The following is a 16,432-nucleotide window of genomic DNA, read 5'->3' on the forward strand; positions in this document are numbered from 1 at the left end:
AGGGAATATTTATGCTTAGCGGGGATGCGCAGCAATACACGGAGCGATCCAACCGGTTCATGAACATGGCGGCGCAAGCCGCCCGCAGCTGGTATAACTCTGAGGGGGAATGGATTGCCGACACCTTGCCGGCGGACACGAGAGAAAGGTTTTGGCTGGCTGGGCCGTTGTATGCGGCTGGGGAAGCTTCACTAGCCGACGCGATTATTCTAAAAGGAGAAGTAGCCCAGTACGGCGAGATTAGCTTCAACATCTTCGAAACGAATATCGCAGCCAGCTTGCTTGTCGCCCATCGCAGTGACATGTCGGCCGAAGTCCGTTTAAAACTTGAGCGGCTTGTTCGGGACGGGTTTTCTTTCAAGCCGGGAAACCGGCAGCCGGATTTCCAGTTTCACGGTTACAATGACAATATGCCCGCAAAGGCCTCTGCCGGTTTGATCCTGGGCGGAGAGCTGCTCGGATGCCGGGAAGCCGTTGAATATGGACTTTGGAACCTGCGGCAGTACAAAGCATCGCTGGTAAGGAACGGGATCAATAGCGAATTTAACTCTCCCACCTATACCGGGCTGACGATCCGTGCGATAAGTGAAATCGCCGAATACGCCCGCGATGAGGAAGCGCGAAGTGTGGCGCTTGGGATAGAAGAACGGCTATGGCTCGACTTAGCCGCGCGTTTCCATCCGGAGATGGGGGTGCTGTCGGGTCCGTACTCACGGGCCTATACGGTGGATAGCGCCGCTCACGCCAGCACTATATCCTGCTTGTTGTGGTTCTGCCTAGGTGACCGGGTTCATCCGTCGCCGATGGCCTTGTTTGATTTGCCGGATGATCTTGTTCTCCATCATATGGGGGATGTGCCGTTTAACGTTGCTCAGTTCAGCTGGTTTGCAACCGGTACGTATCATATCCCGGATCAAGCTTACCGCATGTTCGCCTCCAAGTCTTATCCATTCCGTGCGGTTGCAACCTGCGAGCTTGGAGCTAGCGCCGGTACCGACTTTCTGGCGCGTTCGAGCCGAATTGAAACGATGCTGTTTCCCGACTTTACGTTAGGCACGTCCAGCAGCCCTCATGGGAGCATTACTCAGAATCATAGCTACTTTGTCACTTTTAAACGGCAAGAAACGATCCGATCGTTTCGTGATATCGGCACGGTGTTTACCAAATTTGCAATAGATGGGGAAGTTCCCGGAACGGTGTCCCATATGATGGACAAAGGACAAGTATACGCGAACAAAGGTGAAGTTGACATCCTGTCTTCCTGTGCCAACACGTTCACCATTCAGTCCGGATCTACGGCTATGGTGCTTACCCATCCTCACCCTACGCTTGATGCGGATGGCATTGAGAAGCCGATATCCGAATTGAGCGAGCTGATTATCGTTTCGACACACGGCGGAGATGTGGAAGAGCTGATTGTAGGAGGGGTTCCCAGGAAGACGTGGTCCGGGACTGTAGAGCGCGGACAATGGATTGTTTGCCGCATCGGGAAAATGTTGGCGGGCTTCCGTCCGATGGCCTATACCCGTTCGGATGGTCCGGTGTCGATTACACTGGAGTCCAATGGAAACTACAACTATATCCGCATCGGATTTTATAAAGGGGAGCCGCGACACTTCTCCCGCGACGAAATGCGGCTCATCTTCGGCGGTTTCGTAGCCGAACATGCAAGCGTGTCGGAATATTGTTCCTTGGCCGCCTTCGCGGAAGAGCTTGAGCCGGGGCGATTTACCGACTATTACTGGACGACGCGCCGGGCGCGATACGTTCGTCCTGCGGGCAGCTCCAGACAGATGCTCGAGCTGGAAACTTCCTGGAGTCCCGGGAGCATGACGCCCCGTTACGCTACGATTAACGGACGCCGGGTAGAGCAGCCGATTGTAGAGATTGATGGTTTGAATGCCGATGAGCTGCCGTTTATGAGCGAACCTTTCGCTCCGATCCCGCCTTTTTTCCCATGGAAGGATTTTTCGACTGTGTGGGCGGATGATCCGTATGCCATTGGGGATCGGGAAGAGTGAGAGGGGGACAACGATATGAACAATAACGATTTCGTAGCTTATTTGCAGCCGGCGCCTAACGGGTTCCGTCCTTTCGAATGGCGTGACGTTACCGGCCGGATTACGGACATCAAGGTCGATACCCATTCCCTTCATCTAAGAACCGTATTGCCTCCGGGTCTGTACCATTGTCGTCTGGAGATGAAAAACGACTCGTTTGATATGAAGACGGCGAATGTGCCGATGGTGCAGGTCCCCTCGGGCAAGCTGGAGTCCGTAGGTCCATGGGATCTGGATCACTTGAACCATGTGATGGCCATGCCGATGGCCAGAACTTATGTGAATGGCAAGCTGGTAGGCGGCTTATGGTTCGATATGCCCGGACCGGTAGAGATGGAACATAGCCGGTTAAGAGCCGAATTCGGCTTCGAAGCCGGGATCGGCGAGACAGAATTAAAGCTTGAGTTTGTAGAACGGGACCGCGATCGGATCGATTGGCAGCGGATCAAATTTCTCGAAATTCGCAAGGACAACCGCTCCTTCCGCGAGCTTCCGCCTCTCGAAACGAGCCGTCCCCGTGTATATCTGAATTCAAAGGATGTCGACAGTGCTCGCGAGCGTCTAGCGGACAATCCGGAATTCAACAGGATCGTCGAGCGGATCCTAAGGGGCGGTATATCGGGCGAAGTCGAATTCGATCTTGTTTGTTTGGCGTATTTACTTACAAAGAATGGTGAAATCGGAAAAACGATTAAACAGACGATTGTCGAAGTGTGCAGTCTCCCAACTTGGTCTCGCAAAGAGGACCCGCTAGTGATGGGAGGAGACAACGACCGCGGAATCTCCCTGAAATTATACATGACTGCGCTCGCCTGGGATTGGTGCTTGGACGTATTTGACGCACACGAGCGGGAAGTCATCAAAAATAAAGTCGGCACCTACTTGCAAAAGCTGTTTGATTTCACCGTGCTGCAGCGGGCGTATATGGGCTGTCCGTCGCCAGAGCCTCATTCGCTTGGCACATGGAACGGCGTGGCGATCGCCTGCATGGCATTTTATGACGATCTTCCGGAAGCCCGCAAGGTGCTGCCTTTTTTTCACGGTCTGTTTTGCGACAGCCTGCGCTTGTTCCCGAAAGACGGCAAGAACGTATGGGTGACCTACTTTCCGTTTCATTTGGTCCGCTATTTGGCGGCGGCGCACACCTTTGGCGGGTTACGCCCGGAGCTTCGCGAAAGCTCTTTCCTGGACCGCCTCGGGAATGCCATGCTCGCTTGCTTCCATGCGCCCAACAGCCAAGAACTGCAGCGAGGATTGCGCACGCGGGAGCATCGTTATATTACAGCGTTTTTGAATCATTTTCATCCTACGCCGGGAATCCAATCGATCTACGAGAGGTTTGTCGAGCAGGAACGACAAACCGCCGGCGATGTCGTATGGACGTTGTTCGATCTTCTGTACGCGCCTCGGAACGCAGAAAACCCGGCAACCTTTCCGCATGCTCCGTTTTTTGCAAAAGATATCGGCATGATTTCTTTTGCTTCCCACGGACAAGCGGCGATTACCGGCGCGCTCTACGCGGGTTTAAAAGCGGGACGTTCTGTCAGCTTCCATATCATGCCGCATAATCGCGAATTCGTCCCGTCTCTGGGAGGACTTCAGCTCAGCTCAGAGGGCAGTCCGGTATTGGTCGATATTTCTTCCTATGGCTTGGACGGCTCGCTGAGCAATGCGATGTGTTTCGAGGACGGCGGTATCTATACGCAAGGGCAGTACCTTAACGGGAATGTAGGACCGGAGCATAGCTCCTATATACGTCGCGCCCTGTTAACCGACCGATTCGTCTACGCTCATGCCATCATCACCGACGAATTGCATCCGAAGCATCAGGTGAGAAATGCGGAGCGGATTGTGATCGTAGATTTGCTTACGGGAGCGTTGGTCGTATCCGATTCGTTCGCGAGTGAGCGGCCTCTCCGCTTTGCGACGCACTTGCACTGCTCCGGTTCAGTGACGGAATTAGGGGACGGCCAGTATCGACTGACGGGCGGGCAAGCGAACTTGATCGCAGGCATTAAAGACGGCGACAAAGGTTTGAGCGACGACGAGAAGGGTGAGATCGTCGTAACTATTTTGAACGGCATGGAGGAGCGGGCGGTCCGGATCGAGGAGCCGGCGTGGCATCCGACTTATATTTATGGCTTGAATGGCATGGCAGACGAGCAGGATATCAAATATGGCCGATTCCCGCGTTACAAGCGCTGGAGGCTCGAATATGAATCGCAGGTAAAGCAAGGCGCTTTTCTTCTCGCGTTGACCAGTAAACCAGGTGAAATATCGGCGCAAGAAAACGAGATCCATTTTTCAGAAAACGTTTCTCTCGTGTTTGGAATCAACGAGCCGATACAGATTTTTGACGTTGCAGCGGAGGCAGAAGCGATTATTGCCGACAAAACCAACCGACGCTTGGCCTTGCTTGGTGTTTGCACCCTCGTCAAGGGGGAAGCGGCGATTGCATTCGAGGTCCCTGTAGATATGGAATTGGAGATTACCGGCGATGGATTCCACGGGACGATATATGCCCCATCGAGTCATTGCCTTCAATCTGCTGAAGGGGTCAGCGTCAGCGAATGGGAATATGCCCCATACAATACCCGTAGTCACAGTCCTTGGAAGGCTAACATTCAGCTAGGCCGCTGACGAGGCGTAAAGACGAATCAATCGGGATAGGTTGAATAGTTACTACAAGGGAGAGAACCTATATTGCGTACATTTAGAGCCGGTGTAATCGGCTGTGGAAGCGCGGGGAAAGTTCACACGGAATGTGTGAAGCAAATTGAAGGATACGATATGGTCGCCTACTGTGACATCTCGGAAAGTAATGCGATTTCCCTTCTGAACCAGTATGGCGGCGAATACGCAACCAGTGATGTCGAACGTTTTTTTGCTGATGATTCGCTGGATGTCATCTATGTTGCGACGCTGCATGATACGCATGCTGAATATTGTGTCCGGGCTCTGCTATCCGGAAAGCACGTTATGGTCGAGAAGCCGCTAGCTTTGACGGTTGAAGACTGTGCTCGTATCGGGAAAGCGGTGAAGGAATCCGGCAAAAAGTTGATGGCGGCTTTCAAGCTGCGCTATTATGAGATGGTCATAAAGGCAAAAGAGCTGATCCCCGAGCCGATTATGGTATCGATGCAGCTAATGGACAACCGGTGGGAGGATCATATTTGGGCGAATGATCCGGTTAAGGGTGGAGGAAACATCCTGTCGCAAGGATGCCATGCCGCTGATATTCTTCGGTTTGTTGTCGGCGGCGACCCTGTCGAAACGTATGCGACGGGAGGCAACTACTACCAAGCGAACGGGATTGCCGACAATATCTCCGCCGTATTCCGGTTCGACAACGGCGTTGCGGGCAATTTGATCGTGGGTGACGCCAACTCTCCATCGTATACAAGCAAATTTTTTATGCAATTGTTCGCCGAGGGCAAATCGGTTACGATATCGGATCGACTCACGACTTTGACATACGACGTGGACGGGGAGAAGCCCCGTGTGTTCCACAGCACCGAAGCCGGGATGCTGGAAGAAAACAAAGCCATGCTTCAGTGCCTGCAGGAGGATTCGGAGCCGCCGATCAACCATATTGATGGCTTGTATGCGTCGATGATGCTTTTACAATCGATTCAATCGCTGAAGAGCGGTAAACCCGAGCCGGTTCGTTCCCTGGTTGAACAATTAAATCATCATTAAGCATACCAAGGCGAAGGATGCGATGCTGCCGTGGCTAATTATGTGAAAATCAGTTGCTTGACTGCGCCGCCATGTCCGGTTGAGGCTAACGATGGAGACGCAACGATCGTTGCCAAAGTTATAGATTATTGGCGTGTTCAATTGGAGCAGGTTTTGCCGGATCGTCCGGATATGATCGTGCTGCCGGAAATGTGCGATGCGCCTGGCAACACCGCGTTTACCGCCTCCCGCAACCAATCGTATTATCGCCACAGGAAGGAACAAATACGCGATTTTTTCGCAGAGGTTGCCAGCAATCATCATTGTTATATCGCGTATTCGGCCGTTCGCGAAATACCGGACGGTTCTTTCCGCAATTCTATCCAGATGATCGATCGCGGAGGAAACGTCATAGGGGTTTACGACAAAAATCATGTTTTAATTGAAGAGAATACCGAACACGGTACGTTGTACGGCAACGAGGCGCCAATTATCCAAACCGACTTTGGTCGGGTTGCATGTGTGATTTGCTTTGATCTGAATTTTGACGAGCTTCGGTTGAAATATGTGAATGCGAAGCCGGATCTCCTCCTATTCAGTTCCCTTTTTCATGGCGGATTCATGCAGCAATATTGGGCGTACTCATGCCGTGCGTTCCTGGCTAGCTCCGTCTTTCCGACTACGCCCAGCCAGATTATATCCCCGGTCGGCGAAATAATCGGTTCGAGCACGAACTATTACTCTTTTGTAACGCGGACCGTCAATCTGGATTGCGCAGTTATTCACATCGACCACAACGGGAAGCACTTCAACGACATTAAGAAAAAGTATGGCAGCAAGGTAAAAATTGACGATCCGGGGAAGCTCGGCTCGGTGCTGCTCTCAAGTGAAACCGATGAATTTACGGCGCAAGATATTATTGCGGAGTTCGGGCTAGAGCTCTTGGACGAGTATCTGGACCGATCGCGGAGCCATAAAAAGTTCCATAATAAAGCACAACCGTCGTAACTAGTACAGTAAGTCCCGCTAAGCGGCCATTACTTGGGGGAGAAGGGGCTGGGGGCCAGTCCTTTACTCTGCTAATGATATTATATTATTTCGGTAAGCCGTAAAAAGCCGCCGTCTCCTATAATCTTCATATATGAATATTATTAATTATTTGTGGAAAAGGCGGGCCGGAGATGGGACAAACACGTAAAGTTTTGCTAATAGGTGCAAACGGTTTTGGCAAACAGCATTTGAACGAGCTCATCCGTCAGCAGGATGAAGGGGTATTGGAGCTTGCTGCGGTAAGTGATTTGCGGTTGTCGGAAGAAGCGGCTGCAGTTGTCGGCGAGCGAGGCATTCGTTTTTATACGGATTATCGGGAAATGTTGGCTAAGGAAAAGGACGCAAGCTTCGTCGTTATTTCAACGCCGATACAACTGCATGCTCGGATGGGAATTGAAGCGATGGAAGCAGGGTATCATGTTTTGCTCGAAAAGCCTCCGGCTGCAGTTATACAGGATGCCCAGAGGATTGCCGATATGGCGAAGAAATGCGGTAAGCTGTGCGCGGTTAACTTTTTCACTCCGTCAAGACGAGCACTTTCCATGTTGACGGGTATCGCCTCGTCCGGCGAGATCGGGGAAGTGAAGGCTATCAAAGGCATCTCGCTGCTCCATCGGTCCGCTTCCTACTTTACAAGGACACCATGGGCGGGGAAATTATCGGTGCAAGGCGTTACGGTGCTTGACGGTACGTTTCACAATCCCGCGGCGCACTTGTTCTACAGCATGATTAATATATCCGAACGTTTGTCCGAGCAGGCTGGCCGGTCAGGGAACTTGACATCGGTAACAGCCGAGTTGTATCGCGCCAACCCAATCGAAAGCGACGATACTTCATGCGTGAGGCTCGTGACAGAAGGCGGTCTCAGTTTGCACCTATACATTACCGTATGTGCCCGTCAAGGGCAAACGCAGCCGCAGCGTATTCGTCTGGAAGGCTCCGAAGGCGCTGTAGAATGGAGCTACGACAATAAAGTGACATTGTGGAAAGGAGCCGACTCCGTCGTCTACGATTGCCATGACGAAAATTTCATGGCGATGCGTTACCGGAACTTGATCGATGTGATGGGAGGGCGCGAGCAGAAACTCGACGTCTCCATCGAGTCGGCAATCCGATTTACGGTTGCAGCGAACGGCGCTTTCGAATCGTCAGGCGTCGTTCATAGTATCCCGCAGATGCATACTCGATCGGATATGAACCAGGGAAAGTCCGCGCTTTACGTGGAAGGAATCGAACAGACATTACTCGCTGCATTCCGCGAAGGGAAGCTGCTCTCGGAGCTCGGAGATGTACCATGGGCGAAACGAACAGAATCGTTCGGGCTGTCCGGGTACAGCAGCTTTCCGCAGCGGTTCAACCTTGGGCAAAAAGCGTCTACCCAATGAATTTTCCAAGTTGAATTGTGAAAATATTCACTAAATCAAACCAACTTTCGACTGGATCCGTTTCCTGGCCTTTGAAAATCGGTTCCATTCACAATCAAGAGGTGTATACGATGAGATTTTATTTAATTGGCGCCGGCGTCATCAGCAAAACACATGCAGATACTATACGAAAAATAGCGGCTGAAGAGACAGTCGAGATTAAAGTCGCTGATCCTAACCCTCAGGCGCTCGCAGGTTTTGCAGAAAAATATCCAGAAGCGAAAACTTATTCGGACGCAAAAGAGATGCTGGAAGAAAAAGCTCGGGAAGATGATATCGTCATCGTCTGCACACCGCCTTCAACACATTTCTCGTTATCTTTGCTCGCCCTGAAATCCGGTCGGAACGCGCTGTGCGAAAAGCCGTTTGTCATGACGCTGGAACAATCGGAACAATTGCTTGAAGCGGCGAAGGAGAACCATCGTCTAGTCGGCTGCTGCAGCGTCAGGTTTATCGGTACGCCTAAGACGGAAGAGGTCCGGAAGTATATCGAATCCGGCCAGCTGGGTGAAGTTTATAAGGTCACTTTTGTATTCCGCAATCAAAGAGGCCGTCCAGGTGTGGAATATCAACCGGAAAGTCGTTGGTTCCTTGATCGCTCCAAAGCCGGAGGCGGCATCCTGATGGACTGGGGACCATATGATATCTCGGTGCTGAACGATCTATTCAAGCCAACTTCGGTCGAAGTATCCGCAGCGTGGATGAGTAAACCCGTAACCGAGGTCGATCCTGTCGACGTTGTATACGACGTCGAGGGCCACGTCGGAGCGATGCTGAAGTATAAGCTTGAAGGCAGCAAACAATTATGGGTGCAATACGAGCGTGCAGCTTGCACGCACGGAGAAGCATATCGCCACGTCGAGATTGAAGGGACGCTCGGGGCTATTAAGTGGTCGCCCTATTTCGATTCCGACGAGGTTCTATATAAGTCTGACAGCAACGGGCAAGTTGCCGAGAATGCGCAGAGTCTGCCGAATACCGGCAATTTTGGTTTTATGGACAACCCGGTGTACTTTTTCTACAAGCGGGTGACGGGGCAGCCATCGCCGGCAGTAGTAAACGAGCAGGCGGTATTCAACTTCTCTTGTATGCAGGCGATCTATGATTGTGCGGATTCCGGACTACCGCAGCAGATTATCAGAAAGGTGTAAAGAGAAGGGAGACTGGGATCATAATGAAGATAAAAGGATTTTCCACGAATATGTACGGTTGGCAGGACCAATACTGGCAGCAGGGCAAAGATGCTCCCTGGGAGGAGCTATTCCGGAAGTGCCGAGAGAGTGGTATCGATGCCGTCGAGCTCGACCCGACAACAGAAGTGCTGAAGTTAGCTAAAGCCCAAAGCTTGTCTGTATCCGGTGCGTATGTCGGGCTACTGCTGCACGAACCGTTCGAAGCACTTCGAGTGGAAGAAAGCGTACTTCCTCTCGCAACAAGGGTTGCAGAAGCTGGTGGCGTCGATCTCGTCATCAATGCCAATCCCAAGGGAGGCTGGAGCAATCCGGAGCCAAAGACGGAAGAGGAGTTCAAACGTCAGGGCGACAATCTGTCACGTATCGCTGATGCCGTCGCGCCGCTCGGACTAAAGGTCAGCATGCATAACCACACGGCGGAACGACATAACGCGGACGGTGATCTTCGCTCCGTCATTGATTATGCATCGCCTGAAGTCGGCTTGTGCATAGATACGGGATGGGCTTATGTGGCGGGTCACGATCCGATTGAATATATTCGGCAGTATCCGGAAAAACTCTACGCTTTCCACTTAAGAAACATGGGAGGGGCACTTCCGACGGAGGATTTGCTGGAAGGCGACATTGATATGCGCGCACTCATCCATGAACTTGCCCACTGCGGTTACGATGGCTGGTTGACATTCGAGCTGCTGCATCACAAAGATATATCTCCCAAGCGGACGATGATTGAGGACGTACGTCGTTCTGTCGATTATTTGAAGAAGTTGATTGCGGAGACAGCCAACTAAAGCATTTTTTTTAAAAACGAAGGCCGCTGAATGGATCAGCGGCCTTTTCTTTCTAAAAAGTTCCGTAGTAAAATTAGAAAATAAGCAACCTATTATCATCATTGATAGTTATAGCGCGTTTGCTCGGAAACTTTTGTCTTCTTCTAAAGAGAATCAGCTTACTCTTCCAAACTCAAGAGGAATTGTAAAGGGGCACTCATATTAATTAAACTTGGCATGTAAAAGTAGTTAGACTTAAAGTGAGGTTAGATTATTACAGAACTTACAATTATTTTTAGCAAGGTCAGATGAAACGGTCACTGAGACAGTAAAATGAACTGATGTAATAAGGCTGTGATAACCCATTTTTAAGCAGTCTTCACATGGTTGTAAGGTATAAGAGCATTGACGAACCAATTATGGTTAGCAATTTCTTTCTCAGCAACTTTCATATTACGGGAACTGCCTTCACTTATTTTTATAAAAAATCCCGAAGTCTACTAGAAGAACACGAAGACTTGCCAATCATCGTGAAATAAAAAAGGGGGAGAGCAGTAATAAACTAGCTCTCCCTTTACTTTTGAACATCGTGTTCAGGTGTTATCACCTTGTCGATAGTAAGTCCCAAGGAGTGACCTATGAATAACAAATATTATTGCCCATGTTGCGGTTATAAAACTTTAGAATTTGAGCCACCTGGTTCGTACGATATATGCGAAATTTGCTTTTGGGAAGATGATATCGTCCAATTCAATGACCCTGAATATGATGGAAGAGCGAATGTTGAATCCCTTAGGCAGTATCAAAGACAATTTATTAACCCCTCCTAAATAAAGCGAAGCTAATAGTAATTAGCCTTGGGAGGGGTTTTTGTTTTATTAAAATGACTGATCTCTGGACGTTGTACGAGGCCGACAAACGCATTTGGGTTTTAGTCCACATACGTTAAAAGCTTATTCTTTTCAGTTTAAAGTTCTGACCCGTCAGGAGAAGCTGTTGAATGCATAAGCGGAGGAGCTGTGGGTGCAGTTGGGGTTCAGCATGGGGGTACTGCCGTCAGAGCAGAATAAGCACGTTTCATGTGGGCCAGGGGTAAACCCTGCGCCCTTTTATTGTCTTACGCAAGAAATTTTGGGGCAATACTGTTTCATTCCATCCCAAGTACCCCATAAGTAACCTTTACATGCTTGGGGTTGTCTCGGACGTATTTCAATTCGTTGCTTATTCAACTTGCGGCTTACCCCCATATAGATAATTTATATCCAGAGATGGGGTTTATTATCCGGCTGTTGGGCTTAGAGGCTGTTTACGATTTGGGAAAAATTATCATGTTAGTAAGTGAGTTCAGGGGACAGTCTAATTAGCGAAACCCATAAGAAAGGAGGGCCAGCAGCAATGAAGAAACTGTTTATGACAATAGTTTTAGCGTTTAGCTTACTTCTCTCCATTCCTGCATTTTCAATGGATACAAGTAAGGAAACAGCGATAGCTACAAATACTTCGATGAACGATGCACTCACTGCAAACAATGCAACCAATGGTCACAATAATACGACTCGAGCTTACGCGACAAGTGGTAATCGTACAAATTGGGGATGGTTGGGGTTATTGGGTCTGTTCGGATTGGCGGGTTTAAGAAACAGATCAAGAGATCCTCAGAAATAAATAAGTTATTAGAAGGAGATGTTACATGGGGATTTTAAACGGTAATCCAAAAGACCAGCCACTACATTATGGAGAAGTGTTTGATATTTGGTCGTTTTCAATGAAAGCGAAAGGTAGTATTTCTGTTTATCGTGCGTATCAGTATCATGCCGGTGATAAAGATTTGAAGAAAATTTTGGGCGATTTGATTAACCAGGCGGAGTTGGAGTCGGAGGAATGTGATCAAATTCTGATTCACAATGGAATCGCCTCATCTCCAACTCTTCCAGCAAGACCAGAAGCAAAACTTGAAGATATTCCTGTAGGCGCAAGACTTACAGATCCAGAAATAGCAGCTTTGGTTTCTGCAGATACCGCCGCAAGCATGGTTATTTGTAGCCAAATCATGGGCAAATCTATTCGGGAAGACATTGGAGCATTATTTGGCAAATACCATATGACAAAAGCTGCTATAGGGTTAAAAATTCTTGAAATGAATAAAGAAAAAGGATGGCTTGTTCCTCCTCCCCTTCATGTTAAACGGCCTGAGTTGGTTGAGGCGTAAGAGCAACATAAATCCCCGCTGGCTTTGGCTGGCGGGGACTTTGTTCTTTAAACTAACTAACTCACTCGGTTGCATTTGTTGAAGGCCGGAAAAAGTACGGATGTTGTCGTGGCTATAGGTATGATCACCTGTAATAAAGCTCTTATGTAAAAGGCCTAAGCAACAATTAGGTTATTGCATACATTAGCTACTACAACAGGAGTTTGCGAAAGGAAGTTATCCGGATGCGAAGGAAATAATCTATACCACCCACATGTTAATGATACTCACCTATGGAGCCTATTGATAACACTATAACTTTGACTTAGTAACAAGAATACATTTTTAAAAAGAAAAGAACACCTTTCTGATAGATTCATATACTGAATTCAGAAAGGAGTTGATGAAACATGGGAGCAGCCGATTTTTGTTTAGTTACGATTACACTGGCCTCTATAGTCCAAACCGTTCCACCACTTCCACCTGTCACAATTCCGGTAGGGGTCAATTTGATAACAGCCGTACCATTTCCCGAGGTTGGAGGCAATGTCACCATTGATCTCTTGCCCATACTAGGGGTCGACCTTGATATTACGGTCCCTTGTCCGAGTGTCACGACTCAAGCTGTTGTAATTACCCCGGTATTAACTGCAAACCTCGTTATTACCGTAACTGAAGCGCCGTAATGAGAAAAAGTCCCCCGCTGTTTGTTAATGGGGGACTTCTTTTTTATACCGTCATCGATTTCTCATTAGCCTAAGCATCCCTCAATTGTAATGCATACTCTAACAGCAGGGGATTGGGAATGGATCCCTTGCTCCCAAGACTAGAGTACTCGATGAGTACTCTAGTTCACTCCATCTTTCTCTTTGAACGAGGGGCCACCCACCCTTCGTTCTTATATTTGAAAAAAGACCAGCCTATGAAGACTGGTAAAGGTACTATCTCCTAAAGAGGACTCACAAAGTTAGATTATTTATTTGGGCGTAAATTGTTCTGTTATTCAAATGGTGGATGCTTCTTTACTTTCTGCCGGTCTTCTTCCTCCCGTTTTTAGCTCTACGGTAATGGACCTCCAAGACCGTCAACCCTCCTACAAACAAACCACATATGACCAATGCAATTATCAAATACAGCTGCTGGCTGTGCAAAGCACATCAAGGTGCGCAGTATAGTAACATCGGCCGCTTAGCTTAGAGCTATGAACTCTCAGAGGGAGGGGCTCTAGGCTCCCACCTAAGCCGATTACCTTTAAATTACTTTAATCTCATGCAAATCTTCCATAGCGCAATCAAGCCAAAAAGCGATTGGGTATGAAAAGTGCCTCTTGCCTGAAATGACCTGAGATAAGAAACCTTGGGAAATTCCAAGACGACGAACAAAGTCTGCTTGTGTCCAATTCTTGACTGCCAAAAGCTCTGGTAATCGGCTCCTCCCGATCTGGAGGGTTATCGTTCACCTCTGAATTAAAATCGAAGCACTACATGAAAAGATCATACACATCGATCGCTAAATCGTAAACAACGGGAGGATATTCGAGTTGATGGAAAACGCGAATGATGATGAATTAATTAAGGAGTGCGAGCAAAAGGCGGGTTCATTAAATTGTGAAATCGTTAAAAATTGGAAGTGATTGGAAATCTGCTGCCGAATAGATATCACTGTATAACATTTGATATTGAAGAACTGTATTATGAAAAATCTAAATTAGTCATCACGTCATCATATGCAATAGATAAACGAACTCAAGAAGAGAGAAGCTGCCGGCCGTTACGATCGATCGGAGCTTCTCTTTTTTAATTATTAATGACCGCATTTTGACCGCGAAACATATACTTGGATGCAGTCGCATAAGCTTGAGCTACGGGATATTTGCTGGTGAACAGAGGGTTTTCCGAATTATTTAAATTCGAATACACTCATTTTATCAACATTGGCCTATGTCCTGCATACACTTTTAATGAATGATTTGTCATGGAGGAGGTTTGCAGGATGTCGATAGCACATAGAGATATGAATTGCAGAGAAATCATTACGAAAGCTGTATGCGGCAAAGGTCGTAAGTTTTCGCAAGTGACGCATACCGTAACTCCGCCACACAATCCGTCGAGTATTCTTGGCGCCTGGGTCATTAACCACGAGTATGAGGCGGTTAGAGGCAACGACGGGATCGAGGTGGTAGGTACTTACGATATCAACATTTGGTATTCTTACGACAAAAACAAGAGCACAGACGTAGCGAAAGAGACAATCTCTTACGTCGAGTTAGTACCGCTGTCGTATCTTGATCCGAAACATAGGGCTTCTACGGTGGAGGTCGCTGCGGTCGCAACGCAAGACCCGAACTGTGTGGAAGCGGGCGTTTCGTCCTCCGGTAACGGTGTCGTTATCCGGGTGGAGCGGGAGTTCCAGGTGGAGATGATCGCTGAGACGAAGGTGTGCGTCTCCGTGTGCCCGGGCGGCTGCGACGACCTCGATAAAGAAGTCGAGTTCGCCAGCCACGATGAGAGCGATTATGAGGATCTCGATCCGGATTTGCTCGACGACGACGTGAATTAATACTTACGTTATACTATGCGGGAGAGGACGTTTCGCCAGGGGGCATCCGCCCTCTTTTTTATCGGGAACGTAAGATTAGGCTTGGCTCGTACTTTAGCTCCCGCACCGGAGCAGAGAGAAGCTCCGATCTGCTAAAGATGGGGGAAATGAGGTGGCCGGATGGACGTCTTGTTCACCGAAGCGGAGCGGCTGGGACTGAACGGCAGAGAGGCGGTGGAGGCGGCGCGGAATCCGCGGCTGTTGATCTCTCTGCCGGGTCTGCTCGGCTACTCGGACTTATCGACAACCGGAACGATGCGGGCCGTCACCCGCCGTTACCGGTTTTGTCTGTTTCATCTGGAGACGATAGCGGCCTACCGTTCCGTTACCAGCGACGTGTTTACGGCCGAAGGGCTGCAGCCTGTATCCGGGTCGCGGTTCGCGAGGGGATTTCTGCCGCCTACATACGAGAGAGAATGGGAACCCGCCGTCCATGAAGACAGACTCGACAAAAGGCTGAAACGGGCCGAGAAAGCGGCAGGCCGGATTTTGTATATGCTGGGGCTGGATTACGGCGTCGTTGACATCGGGATCGGTGCGGACGGCAAGCCGGTTCTGCTCGGAGTCGAGCCGTATCCCGAGCTGGAGCAATCTGCCGCATTGGCGTTCGGTGTGGCGCTGGCGAAATATCGCGAAGGAAGGGCGGAGGAAAGCGGAAGAAGCCTTGACGCCACTTTGGGGGCGGACCCGGAATTTCTGCTTACGAACGCTGAAGGCCAAGTTGTGCCGGCATCCGCGTATCTTCCGAGACGGGGACTTGCCGGATGCGATCATGTGCGGATCGGGGAGCGGCTGCTGTATCCGCTTGCCGAGCTGAGGCCTGAGCCCAGCCCCGACCCGGGAAAGCTGTTCGCTTCGATCCGCAAAGCGCTGTACCATGCAGCCGAACATATCCCCGATCGGCCGGGGATGCGATGGCTGGCCGGAGGAATGCCTGCCAGAGGCTTTGCTCTGGGCGGTCATATCCATCTGAGCGGCCTGTGGCTGAACAGCTCGCTGCTGCGTGTACTGGATAATTACTTGGCGCTGCCGCTTATGCTGATCGAAGACGGGCGTTCGCAGGCAAGGCGTCCCCGGTACGGCGCGCCGGGGGATGTCCGCCGCCAGCCGCACGGAGGATTCGAATACCGGACGCTTCCCAGCTGGCTCGTCACCCCGGGTATCACGAAGGGCGTGCTGGGGCTCGCTGCGCTGCTCTCTTCTTCTTATCGCGAGCTTCATCAGAGGCCGCTGCGGAACTTCGAGCTGCTCCGGGCCTATTACGAGGGCGACAAACCAAAGCTGGCGGTCGCGGTGAAGCCGCTCATCGACGAACTGCACGAACTTGCCGGTTACCGGCGGTATGAGCAGATGGTGTCCCCGTTCTTACGAATGGTCCATCTGGGAATAAGCTGGGACGAGTCCCGCGATATCCGGATGGGCTGGAAAATAGGCCCGTGGAAGGAGCGCTGACGAGCGGAAGGATAAATTT

At 49.9% G+C, this 16,432-nt stretch carries 11 protein-coding genes and 1 pseudogene; all 12 read left to right on the top strand.

Going from position 1 to position 16,432, the window contains the following annotated elements; all coding sequences use genetic code 11:
• The first annotated feature begins 11 nt into the window (after positions 1-11).
• The 12 genes and pseudogenes from PV433_RS18830 to PV433_RS18885 all read left to right on the top strand — a co-directional run bounded on the left by PV433_RS18830 (position 12) and on the right by PV433_RS18885 (position 16,413).
• Entirely contained in the window at positions 12-2,021 is a 2,010-nt protein-coding gene (locus PV433_RS18830) for a hypothetical protein (protein ID WP_332073603.1), read from the top strand.
• Positions 2,022-2,036: 15 nt separating this feature from the next.
• Complete coding sequence (locus tag PV433_RS18835; RefSeq protein ID WP_332073604.1) at positions 2,037-4,700, top strand: hypothetical protein; 2,664 nt, start codon at positions 2,037-2,039, stop codon at positions 4,698-4,700.
• Positions 4,701-4,763: 63 nt separating this feature from the next.
• The gene (locus PV433_RS18840) at positions 4,764-5,759 is read left to right on the top strand and encodes a Gfo/Idh/MocA family protein (RefSeq protein ID WP_332073605.1); all 996 of its coding nucleotides are present in this window, start codon (positions 4,764-4,766) and stop codon (positions 5,757-5,759) included.
• 30 nt (positions 5,760-5,789) lie between these two features.
• Positions 5,790-6,746, top strand: coding sequence for a carbon-nitrogen hydrolase family protein (locus PV433_RS18845; RefSeq protein WP_332073606.1), 957 nt, complete (start codon positions 5,790-5,792; stop codon positions 6,744-6,746).
• A 173-nt stretch (positions 6,747-6,919) separates the two neighbouring features.
• Positions 6,920-8,173 carry a Gfo/Idh/MocA family protein gene (locus PV433_RS18850; protein ID WP_332073608.1) on the top strand — a complete coding sequence of 418 codons (1,254 nt, stop codon included), beginning with the start codon at positions 6,920-6,922 and terminating at the stop codon, positions 8,171-8,173.
• Between the two features lie 110 nt (positions 8,174-8,283).
• Positions 8,284-9,363, top strand: coding sequence for a Gfo/Idh/MocA family protein (locus PV433_RS18855; RefSeq protein WP_332073609.1), 1,080 nt, complete (start codon positions 8,284-8,286; stop codon positions 9,361-9,363).
• Positions 9,364-9,386: 23 nt separating this feature from the next.
• Entirely contained in the window at positions 9,387-10,196 is an 810-nt protein-coding gene (locus tag PV433_RS18860) for a sugar phosphate isomerase/epimerase family protein (RefSeq protein WP_332073610.1), read from the top strand.
• A gap of 617 nt (positions 10,197-10,813) precedes the next feature.
• Positions 10,814-10,993 (top strand): annotated as a pseudogene (locus PV433_RS18865) (CPCC family cysteine-rich protein); the annotation flags it as partial.
• Positions 10,994-11,570: 577 nt separating this feature from the next.
• Positions 11,571-11,840 (top strand): WGxxGxxG family protein, encoded by a 270-nt coding sequence (locus PV433_RS18870; RefSeq protein ID WP_332073612.1) that lies wholly within the window; start codon positions 11,571-11,573, stop codon positions 11,838-11,840.
• A gap of 25 nt (positions 11,841-11,865) precedes the next feature.
• Complete coding sequence (locus tag PV433_RS18875) at positions 11,866-12,384, top strand: DUF3231 family protein (protein ID WP_332073613.1); 519 nt, start codon at positions 11,866-11,868, stop codon at positions 12,382-12,384.
• A gap of 1,971 nt (positions 12,385-14,355) precedes the next feature.
• The gene (locus tag PV433_RS18880; RefSeq protein WP_190924887.1) at positions 14,356-14,922 is read left to right on the top strand and encodes an outer spore coat protein CotE; all 567 of its coding nucleotides are present in this window, start codon (positions 14,356-14,358) and stop codon (positions 14,920-14,922) included.
• A gap of 159 nt (positions 14,923-15,081) precedes the next feature.
• Complete coding sequence (locus tag PV433_RS18885) at positions 15,082-16,413, top strand: putative amidoligase domain-containing protein (RefSeq protein WP_332073614.1); 1,332 nt, start codon at positions 15,082-15,084, stop codon at positions 16,411-16,413.
• Positions 16,414-16,432: the final 19 nt, after the last annotated feature.

Origin of the sequence: Paenibacillus sp. GYB004 (assembly GCF_036577605.1) — a bacterium.
In the GTDB taxonomy this organism is placed as follows: Bacteria; Bacillota; Bacilli; order Paenibacillales; family NBRC-103111; genus Paenibacillus_AB; species Paenibacillus_AB oceani.

Coding starts and splice junctions, on each gene's coding strand:
- PV433_RS18830 (WP_332073603.1), top strand. CDS start 12: ATGCTTAGCGGGGATGCGCAGCAATACACGGAGCGATCCAACCGGTTC.
- PV433_RS18835 (WP_332073604.1), top strand. CDS start 2,037: ATGAACAATAACGATTTCGTAGCTTATTTGCAGCCGGCGCCTAACGGG.
- PV433_RS18850 (WP_332073608.1), top strand. CDS start 6,920: ATGGGACAAACACGTAAAGTTTTGCTAATAGGTGCAAACGGTTTTGGC.
- PV433_RS18855 (WP_332073609.1), top strand. CDS start 8,284: ATGAGATTTTATTTAATTGGCGCCGGCGTCATCAGCAAAACACATGCA.
- PV433_RS18860 (WP_332073610.1), top strand. CDS start 9,387: ATGAAGATAAAAGGATTTTCCACGAATATGTACGGTTGGCAGGACCAA.
- PV433_RS18870 (WP_332073612.1), top strand. CDS start 11,571: ATGAAGAAACTGTTTATGACAATAGTTTTAGCGTTTAGCTTACTTCTC.
- PV433_RS18875 (WP_332073613.1), top strand. CDS start 11,866: ATGGGGATTTTAAACGGTAATCCAAAAGACCAGCCACTACATTATGGA.
- PV433_RS18880 (WP_190924887.1), top strand. CDS start 14,356: ATGTCGATAGCACATAGAGATATGAATTGCAGAGAAATCATTACGAAA.
- PV433_RS18885 (WP_332073614.1), top strand. CDS start 15,082: ATGGACGTCTTGTTCACCGAAGCGGAGCGGCTGGGACTGAACGGCAGA.